A 10,664-nucleotide genomic window follows, 5' to 3' on the forward strand; every position below is an offset into this window, starting at 1 on the left:
TTTGAACCTTGATTTTTGAAGCAATACTTTTTTTGAACTTTACAATACTTTTGAAATTCCAATTATTCTAAACTAATTTTTCTTCTTCACCAACATTCGTTTGATTTCATTTAGTTTCATCAAAGCTTCAACAGGAGTTAGGGTGTCGATATCTAAGTCAATAATTTCATCTCGAACTTGTTCCAACAATGGGTCATCCAGATTAAAGAAACTCAATTGCGGTTGATTAGCGGCTTGGTTCAACTTTCCAGCCAATTCTTCCGAACTATGACTTTTTTCCAATTTTTCTAAAATCTTATTGGCACGATTGATTACATGTTGTGGCATTCCCGCCATTTTTGCAACGTGTATTCCAAAACTGTGCTGACTTCCGCCAGGAACTAATTTCCGAAGAAAAAGCACTTGGTCTTTCAATTGCTTAATGGAAACATTGAAGTTCTTGATTCTCGGAAACTTCTCCGTCATTTCATTGAGCTCATGGTAATGGGTGGCAAATAAGGTTTTGGCACGTGCAGGATGTTCGTGCAAATATTCGCTGATTGCCCAAGCGATGGAAATTCCATCATAAGTGCTGGTGCCACGACCAATTTCGTCCAATAAAACCAAACTGCGTTCAGAAATGTTGTTTAATATGGAAGCCGTTTCATTCATTTCTACCATAAAGGTAGATTCGCCCATCGAGATGTTGTCACTGGCTCCTACTCTGGTGAATAACTTGTCTACGATGCCAATTTCAGCCGATTTTGCAGGAACAAAACAACCCATTTGTGCCAGTAAAACAATTAAAGCCGTTTGGCGCAACAAAGCCGATTTACCACTCATGTTGGGTCCGGTAACCATGATGATTTGTTGTTCTTCCCGATCTAAATAAATGGAATTGCTTACATAAGCTTCGTCGGCTGGAAGTTGTTTTTCGATAACGGGATGTCTTCCATCTTCGATATTCAACCCAAAAGAGTCGTTGATATTGGGTTTAGTATAGTTTTCAATTCTTGCCAATTCAGCGAAACCACACAACACATCAATTTTAGCAATGCGTTGTGCATTTTGTTGAATTACTTCAATATAGTCGCTCAACCAAAGTACCAATTTTTGAAAAAGTTCTTGCTCTAATTGTTGTATTTTTTCTTCCGCACCTAGTATTTTGGCTTCGTAGGTTTTTAATTCTTCTGTAATGTATCGTTCAGCACTTACCAAGGTTTGTTTGCGAATCCACTCTTGTGGCACTTTATCTTTGTGGGTATTTCGTACTTCCAGGTAATATCCAAAGACATTGTTGTTTCCGATTTTTAAACTTGAAATTCCCGTTGCTTCAATTTCCCGATTCACCATTTCATCTAAATAGTCCTTCCCAGAAAACGCGATGGAACGCAACTCATCTAATTCTTCATGAAAACCTTTGGCAATTACTTGTCCTTTATTCATGTTTACTGGAGCATCTTCATGCAAAGCAAGTTGAATTTTCTCTTGAAGCAAATCGCATGAATTGATGTTCTCCCCAATCACCCGAAGTGATTCCAAGTCCGTTTGCAACAATGCTTTTTTGATAGGCAAAATCGCCGCTAAAGAATCTTTTAATTGATTTACTTCCCGTGGACTGATTTTCTGAGTGGCTACTTTAGAAATCAACCGCTCCAAGTCGCTAATTTTCTTCAATTGAAGCTGAATGTTTTGTTGCAGATTGGGGTTTTTGAAAAAATAATCTACAATTTCATGGCGTTGCTCGATTTGGATTTTGTTTTTCAGCGGAAAGGCAAGCCAACGTTTGAGCATTCGGCTTCCCATCGGGGAAATGCTTTTGTCGATTACGTCTAACAAAGTCACCGCTCCTACTGCTGTTGAAGCATACAACTCTAAATTTCGTATGGTGAATTTATCCATCCAAACATAGGCGTCTTCTGCAATTCTGGAAATATGTGTTAGGTGTTGAAGCTTTTCGTGTCGGGTTTCATTTAAGTAATGTAAAATCGCTCCCGAAGCGATAATTCCCGCTTCTAAGTCTTCAATTCCAAATCCTTTTAAAGAAGTTGTACCGAAATGATTGTTCAGCGAATCTTCTGCATAATCATATTTAAACAACCAATCTTCTAAGTAAAACGTATGGAATTCATCTACAAAGCGTTCTTTAAAAAGGTGTTTGTCTTTTTTAGCGACCAAAACTTCGCTTGGATTGAAATTTCTAAGCAACTTATCGATGTAATCTATCTTACCTTGAGACGAAAGAAATTCACCTGTAGAAACATCTAAAAAACTGATTCCGATGTTGTTTTTTGAAAAATGAAGTGCAGCCAAAAAGTTATTCGATTTGCTTTGAAGCACTTCGTCATTCATGGCAACTCCAGGAGTTACTAATTCGGTAACGCCACGTTTTACAATGGTTTTGGTTTGTTTTGGGTCTTCTAGTTGATCGCAAATAGCTACGCGTTCACCTGCTTTTACCAATTTAGGCAAATACGTATTTAAGGAATGATGTGGAAAACCAGCTAATTCTGTGCGTTCGCTTCCGTTATTTCGGTTGGTGAGCACAATGTTTAAAATGCGCGCAGTTCGTACAGCGTCTTCGCCGAAGGTTTCGTAAAAATCTCCTACACGAAACAACAACAAAGCATCAGGATATTTTCGCTTGATGGCATTGTACTGATTCATTAAAGGAGTAACCTTGGCTTTGGAAGACTTTTTAGCTGACAAACTGTTGATTTTTTAGAACTGCTAAGGTAAAAAATTGAAGCTATTCATTTATGAAAAAGAATACGATAATTAGGATTTCTAATTTATAACAGATTTTAATCTACGTCTAATTTTTCACGCAAAGCTCGCTATGATTTAGTGAAGTTCGCAAAGATTCACTTTTGCAACAAAAAAACTTACTCAGCTTCAATTATTGTTTATTCGCCAATTGCCCACATGCAGCGTCGATATCTTTACCGCGAGAATGCCTAACTGTCACAGTAATGCCGTGTTTTTCTAATTGGGTTACGTAATTGGCAACAGCAATATCTGAACCTTGCTGAAAAGCTTCTTCACTATCAATTGGGTTGTATTCTATGATGTTGACTTTACACGGAATGGCTCTACAAAAATCGATAAGCGCATCGATATCGGCTTGGGTGTCGTTGATTCCATCCCAAACGATATATTCATAAGTGACACGCTTTTTGGTCTTTTGAAACCAATATATCAATGACTCTTTTAGGTCTGCTAAATTGAAGGTTTCCGTAAAAGGCATGATTTGGGTTCGTACTTCTTGACGGGCTGAATGAAGTGAAACCGCCAAGTTGAAACGCACCTGATCGTCTGCTAACTTCTTAATCATTTTGGGAACGCCAGAAGTTGAAACGGTAATTCGTCTCGGCGACATACCTAAACCTTCTGGACTGGTAATTTTTTCAATGGATTTGAGTACATTGTTGTAATTCATCAAGGGTTCGCCCATGCCCATAAAAACAATATTAGAAAGTGGCATGTCATTATACATTCTACTTTCCTTATCAATAGCGACTACTTGATCGTAAATTTCATCGGGATTTAAATTGCGCATTCTTTTAAGTTGTGCGGTAGCACAGAATTTACAATTTAAACTGCAACCTACTTGCGAAGAAACACAAGCGGTAGTTCTCGAGAAAGTAGGAATTAAAACCGATTCAACCGTTAAACCATCATGCAACTTAACTGCATTTTTGATGGTTCCGTCTTCGCTTTTTTGCATGTGATCTACCTTCACATTGTTAATTACAAAATTGTTTTCTAACAACTCACGAGTAGATTTAGACAAATTGGTCATGTCTTCAAAACTATAACAAGCTTTGCTCCACAACCATTCGTAGACTTGATTTCCACGAAAAGCCTTATCTCCTTCATTTACAAAAAAATCACGGAGTTGCGCTTTTGTTAAAGCCCTGATATCTTTTTTATTCGATGTATTTTGATCTTCTTTTTTCACTTTGCAAAAGTACGAATTTGAAAAGGGAATTGTGGTGATGTTGTTCAAAAGAAAAATCCGCTTTAAGTGATAAAACGGATTTTTATTTGAAATTTCAATTCATTTGAAAACTACTTCGTTTTAATCGTACAGCCAATCGCTTTTGTTTCGGTTACTTTGATTTCTCTGCCTTCTTGAAGTGCTTGAATTGCGTTTTCTAAAAAAGGTTCTTTTACTTGAGCAGCATCTTTATAGTTATCGTCAATCGCTCCGATGTATTTTAATATGAAATCTCCTTTTTCATTGTTTAACAGAAATACATGTGGTGTTTTTGTGGCGCCAAACTTAGGATACACTTTTTGGCCTTCGTCTACGAGGTATGGAAAAGTAAAGGCTTTTTCTTCTGCACGTTTTTGCATTTCAATCATGCTATCGCCAGGTTGAGCTTCAGGATCGTTTGGATTGATGGCTACAACTGGAAAGCCTTGACTTTGGTATTTTTCATGAAGCGCGACAATTCGATCTTCGTAAGCAACAGCATACGGACAGGTGTTACAAGTAAAAATCACAATTACGCCTTTGTAATTATTGTAATCTGAAAGTGCTACAAATTTACCATCGATATTTTGAAGTTTAAAGTTTTCAACTTTGTCACCAATTTGATAAGCATCTAAAGTAGATGGCTTTAAAAAACTGAATAAAGCAATAGCAATTATTCCGATGGTTGCTATTTTTTTGAAGTTACTGAATGTTTTCATTTTAATTGTTTTACAATTTCTTGTTCTAGCTCTTCAAATGTAAATGCTTTTTCAAAAAAAACTTTCTCATTTTTAGAAAACATTAAGGTTGCAGGAATGGCTCCACTCCAATTTTCATCTACATCGGGAATCCAAAAATGGCTTCGAGTATCGTCTAAAAGTACAATATTTGAAACCAATTGATGTTTGTTGGCAAAAGGCACAACTTGAGAAGAAAGTTTGTTTGGAAAGTCGAGACTTACCAAAGTTACTTCCACTTCATCATATTTTTGATTCAATTCTTCAAAATAAGGCAATTCTTCAACACAAGGTTTACACCACGTTGCCCAGAAGTTGAAAACATGTAATTTTTTATCACCAGAAACTTGAATCATGGGCTTGAATTCATCATAATCCATAATCGGTATTCGTTCTTCTGTCCAAGTTGAAAATTCGATTTCATTATTCTTCTTTTTTTCTTCTTTGCAAGAAGTAAAAGCTATAAAAATTATCGAAAGAAATAATGCTATTTTAAAAGTTTTGAACATATAAAATTAGTTTATAAGATCATGTATGTGTAATATCCATTCCGTTTCATTTAAGCGAAGCAAAATAGCTGTTCCAATACTTAGCAGAATAAATGCCCAATTTTGGATTTGTTGCTTTTGAAAATAAAAAGCCAACAATCCCATTATCAGGATTGGAATACTAATGATGAAATTTTCTAAAAGCCATTGATCCATAAAAATAATAGCATAGGCTTTTAAAGCAAGGTAAAATATAGCATAAATCAAAATTATTTTATTGAAAACAACTTTATTCTTGGGGTTTAAAATTGGGGGTTGCTTTTTGGGCTCAGACATACTTTATTGATTGAAAAATGAATCTACAAATTCAATTTTATTGAAATCTTGTAAGTCTTCAATACCTTCACCAACACCGATATATTTCACGGGAACTTGCAACTGATCACTGATACCGATTACCACTCCACCTTTTGCAGTACCGTCTAATTTGGTAATGGCAAGCGAAGTAACTTCGGTAGCAGCTGAAAATTGTTTTGCTTGTTCAAAAGCATTTTGCCCTGTAGAACCATCCAAAACTAAAAGCACTTCGTGCGGCGCGTTGGGAACAACTTTTTGCATCACGCGTTTTACCTTGGTCAATTCGTTCATCAAGTTGATTTTATTGTGTAGTCTACCAGCGGTATCGATTAGAACTACATCGGCATTGAGTTTTACTGCACTTTGAAGTGTATCAAAAGCAACTGAAGCAGGATCGCTACCCATTTTTTGTTTCACGATGGGAACATCAACACGTTGAGACCAAATTTCCAGTTGTTCAATTGCGGCAGCTCTAAAGGTGTCGGCAGCGCCAAGTACAACTTTTTTGCCCTGTTTTTTAAATTGATATGCTAATTTTCCGATGGTGGTAGTTTTACCAACGCCATTTACTCCCACAACCATAATCACATACGGATGACCTAATTCGGGTTGATTGTTTTTTTCAGCTTCTTCAGTTTCGCTTAGTAAAGCGGCGATTTCTTCTCGGAGAATTACATTGAGTTCTTCTGTACCTAGGTATTTATCTTTCGCGACGCGGTCTTCAATTCTACGGATAATTTTAATGGTAGTTGAAACACCTACATCGCTGGAGATTAACACTTCTTCTAAATCGTCAAGAACATCATCGTCAACTTTAGATTTCCCAGCTACTGCTTTTCCTAATTTATTAAAGAAATTGGACTTCGATTTTTCTAAACCTTGGTCTAATTTTTCCTTTTTTTCTTTCGAAAATATTTTTTTGAATAGTCCCATGTTTGGTAATTATTACGCTTTTAAAGCCAAGCAAATATAGTAAAAACTAAAAAAGCCGTAACATGAAGTTACGGCTATATATTGTATGATAAGTAAAGACTTATTTAGACTTCAAGAAGTCGTTAACATCTTCTGGATTCATGATTCTTTCAACAAAAGTATAGGATCCACTTTTTGGAGATCTTACCATTTTCACGGCTTTTGTTAAACGCTTTGTTCCAGTTTGTATCGTTCCTACTGATTTCTTTGCCATAATTAATTATTTTATTTCTTTATGAACCGTCATTTTCTTCAAAATAGGGTTGAATTTTTTCAACTCAATTCTGTCCGGTGTATTTCTTTTGTTTTTGGTAGTAACGTAACGAGAAGTCCCAGGTTTTCCTGAAGTCTTGTGCTCTGTACATTCTAAAATAACTTGAACTCTATTTCCTTTCTTCGCCATAATCTTATTGTATTATACTATTTTTTAAGAAAACCGTTGGCACGAGCTTCTTTCAAAACAGCTGAAATTCCTTTTTTATTAATTGTTTTTAATGCCGAAGTAGAAACTTTAAGCGTGATCCACTTATCTTCTTCAGGAATGTAAAAACGCTTCTTAATAAGGTTTACATTAAACTTTCTTTTCGTTCTATTCAAGGCGTGAGAGACGTTATTTCCAGACATCGCTCTTTTACCGGTAAGCTCACAAACTTTTGACATTTCTTTACTTCTTTAAGTTTTCAAAACAGGATGCAAATTAACTACTTTTTACTCAATCTGCCAAGTTAAATTTATTTTTATTTTCATCATCTGCTTTAATTTTTGAAACACTAGTCAAACACTATGCATTTCAAACTAACTCGCCTTTGTAAGTACATTCACTTGCAGGTGATCCATCAATAATTCAAAAGATTTATTGACGGCTTTTTGGGTCACTCGCTCTCGGTGATTGCCAAAATTAAATTGAAACGACTCTACTTTCGTTTTCGTGGCAATAGCAATAAAAACTGTACCTATCTCCGCATCGCTATCGCCTTTGGTAGGACCAGCATTTCCTGTAGTGGCAAGACTGATGTCCGCACCAAAAAGCTTCAAAGTACGTTTTGCCATTTCTTCCGTAATTTCTGCACTAACCACAGAATATTTTTCAATTAAATCCAACGGAATTTTTAACACATCATTCTTAGCTGAAGTAGCATAACTCACTATACTACCTAAATAGTAAGACGAAGCGCCCGGGATTTCCGTTATTTTTGAAGCTACTTTACCCCCAGTGCAACTTTCTGCGGTAACTAATTTTAGTTGATGGCTTGTTAATACATTAGCAATTTGCTCTTCAAGGGAAAGTTCATCTTCATAACCACGAATAATATCTCCTATGTATTGATGTAAGGCTTCAATTTGCTTTTTTATTTCATTTACTAAAACGGCTTCATCTGTGCCCCGAGCAGAAAGCCTTAGTCTCACTCTACCTAAACTAGGCAGGTAAGCTAGCTTGATGAATGTAGGTAAACTATCTTCCCATTTTTCAATTCTGTCTGCAATTGCACTTTCACCTAAACCGTAAATAAGCACTGTTTTATGAATGATGAAAGGAGTTTTGAAGCGCTCTTTTAGCTTCGGAATAACTTCGTCTCTAAAAAGGGATTTCATTTCAAATGGAACGCCCGGTAACGAAATAAAAACACAATTTTTAGCATCCATCCACATGCCAGGCGCGGTTCCATAGCGATTATACAAAGGAATTGATTTGGATGGCAGATACGCTTGACTTCGGTTGGCGGGTAAAATAGGCGTGGTAACGTATTTTTTGAAAATGTCTTTGATATGTGCTAAAACAGAATCATTCAGAATCAATTCATCATTGAAATAAGTACACCATGTTTTTTTGGTCAGATCGTCTTTAGTAGGGCCTAAACCACCTGTGGTAATCACCAAATCAACTTGTGAAGCAGCATCATCAAAAGCTTTCATGATGACTGCTTCATCATCTTGTATAGAAGTAATTTGGTGTACTTCAATCCCGATTTTATTCAACTGAGCTGCGATAAAAGCAGAATTGGAATCTACAATCTGACCAATTAAAATTTCATCTCCAATGGTAATCAATTCGGCTTTCATTGTTATTTTATTTTTAAGTTGAAAAGGTTTTCATTTTCTACGAAGCCCTTCAGCTCATCATCAATATGCACGGGACCAACTCCGGCTGGTGTTCCTGTAAAAATTAAATCTCCAATTTTTAAAGTGAAAAACTGAGAAACGTAAGCTATAATTTCATCGATGCTATAAATCATTTCAGAAGAATTTCCTTTTTGAACACGGTTTTCATTTTGCAATAAAGAAAAATGAATATCATTTAAATTGAAATCAGAAACATTCAGCCATTGATTTGAAACAAAACAAGAACCGTCAAAACCTTTTGAAAGTTCCCAGGGTAAGGATTTTTCTTTTAGTTTCTGTTGAAGGTCTCTCGCAGTAAAATCTATTCCTAGTGTAAATGTAGAATAATATTTTGATGCAAATTTCTTTGAAATGTGCTTTCCTACTTTGTCTATTCTAAAAACCAGTTCTGTTTCAAAATGAACATCATTTGAAAATGGCGGAATAAAAAAAGGTTGATTTTTAGGTAAAATGGAAGAATCAGGTTTCAAAAAAATGACGGGCTCGTCAGGCTTTTGATTTTTTAATTCTTCTATATGTTTTACGTAATTCCTTCCTACACAAATTACTTTCATGCTACTATGAGTTAAATTCTCTGAGTTTAATAGCGGTTAAGACTTTTTTGGTATACCTAGGAAAATCAGCATTTTGAATCCATCCGAAATAACCGGGCTCGGCATTAAGGACATCGTCGACTAATCTCCCTTTATGTTTCCCAAAAGAAAAAACTTCTTTGCCTTCTTTATTAAAACGAATAAAACCAGCAAAGTCAGCAAATTCTTTATGCTTACTGAATTCGGCTAACCATTTCACATCATTTTCTAAATCATGATACTTTTGCAATTGACCTTCCAAAACTTCATAAGTTGCATTCGTGTCAGCTTCAGCACTATGTGCATCGGTTAAATCTTTATTACAATAAAATTTATATGCCGCTTCTAGTGTGCGTTTTTCCTTTTTATGAAAAATGGTTTGTACATCAATACAATTGACATTCTTTAAATCAAAATCCTGCTCAGCACGAAGCATTTCTTCTGCAAGCATAGGTATATCGAAGCGATTGCTATTGTATCCAGCTAAATCACATCCTTTGATAAATTGATTAATTGTAGAAGCTAATTGTTTAAACGAAGGATGATTTTCTACATCTGTATCTGAAATACCATGAATAGCAGTAACTTCTGCAGGAATGGGCATTTCAGGATTTACCAACCAAGTTTTGATTTCCTTATTTTGATTAGGCAAAAGTTTTAAGATTGAAATTTCGACAATTCGGTCTTTCACAATATTCGTTCCTGTTGATTCAATATCAAAAAAACACAATGGTTTATTAAGTTGTAGTGCGGTCATAAATAAATTTTTGCAAAATTGAATCTTTATTTTATCAAATCCTTAAAAATTGCTATAAACATTTAAAAAAATTACTTATTTTTCCAGTATATAAGTATTTAGAATTATGGATTTACAGTATGTTTCATATATGAGCAACCAAGCCAATATTTTAAATGAAAAAGACATTGAAGATTTGTTATTTCAGGTAAGGGAAAAAAACAAACGCTTAACCATAACAGGTTTATTGCTGCTCATCCAAGGCAAATTCATACAATATATTGAAGGTCCTGCGAAAGAAATAGATAAGGTTTACAAGAAAATAAAAAACGACCCTAGACATAACGAACTTTTACTCTTAGATAAAGGCGAATTAGAAGAAAGACAATTTACAGATTGGTCTATGGCGTATCAAAAAGTAAAAGATGCCGACATCGAAAAACTTGTTGGTTATAAAGATTTAAAGCTTGACGAATTGTTTTTTGTTGATAAAGATGAAAGGTCTGCCCATCCAGTTTTAAAAATCTTGTACAATTTCACCAAGAACTTATCTTAGATAAGATTTTCATTTTAACTGGGTAACAATAAGCACACAACAAAAAAAGTCCTTTCAGCGTGATTGCTAAAAGGACTTTTAGTATAAGGAAGGCGGCGACCTACTCTCCCACGGAATGCAGTACCATCGGCGCAAATGAGCTTAACTTCTCTGTTCGGAATGGGAAG

General features: G+C 35.3%; 13 protein-coding genes and 1 rRNA gene. 1 reads left to right on the forward strand and 13 read right to left on the reverse strand.

Annotated features, from left to right (window positions below):
• Positions 1-72: 72 nt before the first annotated feature.
• From mutS to IEV72_RS08415, 12 genes are all read right to left on the reverse strand, one after another.
• The gene (gene mutS / locus IEV72_RS08360; protein WP_188458662.1) at positions 73-2,646 is read right to left on the reverse strand and encodes a DNA mismatch repair protein MutS; all 2,574 of its coding nucleotides are present in this window, start codon (positions 2,644-2,646) and stop codon (positions 73-75) included.
• A gap of 232 nt (positions 2,647-2,878) precedes the next feature.
• A complete protein-coding gene (rlmN, locus tag IEV72_RS08365; protein WP_188458637.1) occupies positions 2,879-3,940 on the reverse strand; it encodes a dual-specificity RNA methyltransferase RlmN in 1,062 nt (353 codons plus the stop codon).
• Positions 3,941-4,050: 110 nt separating this feature from the next.
• On the reverse strand, positions 4,051-4,677 hold the full coding sequence (locus IEV72_RS08370; protein WP_188458638.1) for a thioredoxin family protein: 627 nt from the start codon (positions 4,675-4,677) through the stop codon (positions 4,051-4,053).
• Positions 4,674-5,204 carry a TlpA family protein disulfide reductase gene (locus IEV72_RS08375; protein WP_188458639.1) on the reverse strand — a complete coding sequence of 177 codons (531 nt, stop codon included), beginning with the start codon at positions 5,202-5,204 and terminating at the stop codon, positions 4,674-4,676. The genes IEV72_RS08370 and IEV72_RS08375 overlap by 4 nt, the downstream gene beginning before the upstream one ends.
• A gap of 6 nt (positions 5,205-5,210) precedes the next feature.
• Positions 5,211-5,519, reverse strand: coding sequence for a hypothetical protein (locus IEV72_RS08380; protein WP_188458640.1), 309 nt, complete (start codon positions 5,517-5,519; stop codon positions 5,211-5,213).
• Positions 5,520-5,522: 3 nt separating this feature from the next.
• Entirely contained in the window at positions 5,523-6,473 is a 951-nt protein-coding gene (gene ftsY / locus IEV72_RS08385; RefSeq protein ID WP_188458641.1) for a signal recognition particle-docking protein FtsY, read from the reverse strand.
• Between the two features lie 100 nt (positions 6,474-6,573).
• Entirely contained in the window at positions 6,574-6,726 is a 153-nt protein-coding gene (locus tag IEV72_RS08390) for a DUF4295 domain-containing protein (protein WP_188458642.1), read from the reverse strand.
• A 6-nt stretch (positions 6,727-6,732) separates the two neighbouring features.
• Complete coding sequence (gene rpmG / locus IEV72_RS08395; protein ID WP_188458643.1) at positions 6,733-6,915, reverse strand: 50S ribosomal protein L33; 183 nt, start codon at positions 6,913-6,915, stop codon at positions 6,733-6,735.
• A 17-nt stretch (positions 6,916-6,932) separates the two neighbouring features.
• Positions 6,933-7,172 (reverse strand): 50S ribosomal protein L28, encoded by a 240-nt coding sequence (gene rpmB / locus IEV72_RS08400; protein WP_188458644.1) that lies wholly within the window; start codon positions 7,170-7,172, stop codon positions 6,933-6,935.
• A 135-nt stretch (positions 7,173-7,307) separates the two neighbouring features.
• On the reverse strand, positions 7,308-8,573 hold the full coding sequence (locus IEV72_RS08405) for a CinA family nicotinamide mononucleotide deamidase-related protein (RefSeq protein WP_188458645.1): 1,266 nt from the start codon (positions 8,571-8,573) through the stop codon (positions 7,308-7,310).
• A gap of 2 nt (positions 8,574-8,575) precedes the next feature.
• Complete coding sequence (locus tag IEV72_RS08410) at positions 8,576-9,187, reverse strand: fumarylacetoacetate hydrolase family protein (RefSeq protein ID WP_188458646.1); 612 nt, start codon at positions 9,185-9,187, stop codon at positions 8,576-8,578.
• A 4-nt stretch (positions 9,188-9,191) separates the two neighbouring features.
• The gene (locus tag IEV72_RS08415) at positions 9,192-9,962 is read right to left on the reverse strand and encodes a 3'-5' exonuclease (RefSeq protein ID WP_188458647.1); all 771 of its coding nucleotides are present in this window, start codon (positions 9,960-9,962) and stop codon (positions 9,192-9,194) included.
• Between the two features lie 106 nt (positions 9,963-10,068).
• On the opposite strand from IEV72_RS08415, the gene IEV72_RS08420 reads away from it, so the two are divergent.
• Positions 10,069-10,497, forward strand: coding sequence for a BLUF domain-containing protein (locus IEV72_RS08420; protein ID WP_188458648.1), 429 nt, complete (start codon positions 10,069-10,071; stop codon positions 10,495-10,497).
• A gap of 87 nt (positions 10,498-10,584) precedes the next feature.
• Here IEV72_RS08420 and rrf read toward each other — a convergent pair.
• A 5S ribosomal RNA gene (gene rrf, locus IEV72_RS08425) occupies positions 10,585-10,664 on the reverse strand; the annotation flags it as partial.

It is taken from the genome of Psychroflexus planctonicus (assembly GCF_014640195.1).
GTDB classification, from domain to species: domain Bacteria; phylum Bacteroidota; class Bacteroidia; order Flavobacteriales; family Flavobacteriaceae; genus Psychroflexus; species Psychroflexus planctonicus.

Coding starts and splice junctions, on each gene's coding strand:
- mutS (WP_188458662.1), bottom strand. CDS start 2,646: ATGAATCAGTACAATGCCATCAAGCGAAAATATCCTGATGCTTTGTTG.
- IEV72_RS08370 (WP_188458638.1), bottom strand. CDS start 4,677: ATGAAAACATTCAGTAACTTCAAAAAAATAGCAACCATCGGAATAATT.
- IEV72_RS08375 (WP_188458639.1), bottom strand. CDS start 5,204: ATGTTCAAAACTTTTAAAATAGCATTATTTCTTTCGATAATTTTTATA.
- IEV72_RS08380 (WP_188458640.1), bottom strand. CDS start 5,519: ATGTCTGAGCCCAAAAAGCAACCCCCAATTTTAAACCCCAAGAATAAA.
- ftsY (WP_188458641.1), bottom strand. CDS start 6,473: ATGGGACTATTCAAAAAAATATTTTCGAAAGAAAAAAAGGAAAAATTA.
- IEV72_RS08390 (WP_188458642.1), bottom strand. CDS start 6,726: ATGGCAAAGAAATCAGTAGGAACGATACAAACTGGAACAAAGCGTTTA.
- rpmG (WP_188458643.1), bottom strand. CDS start 6,915: ATGGCGAAGAAAGGAAATAGAGTTCAAGTTATTTTAGAATGTACAGAG.
- rpmB (WP_188458644.1), bottom strand. CDS start 7,172: ATGTCAAAAGTTTGTGAGCTTACCGGTAAAAGAGCGATGTCTGGAAAT.
- IEV72_RS08405 (WP_188458645.1), bottom strand. CDS start 8,573: ATGAAAGCCGAATTGATTACCATTGGAGATGAAATTTTAATTGGTCAG.
- IEV72_RS08410 (WP_188458646.1), bottom strand. CDS start 9,187: ATGAAAGTAATTTGTGTAGGAAGGAATTACGTAAAACATATAGAAGAA.
- IEV72_RS08415 (WP_188458647.1), bottom strand. CDS start 9,962: ATGACCGCACTACAACTTAATAAACCATTGTGTTTTTTTGATATTGAA.
- IEV72_RS08420 (WP_188458648.1), top strand. CDS start 10,069: ATGGATTTACAGTATGTTTCATATATGAGCAACCAAGCCAATATTTTA.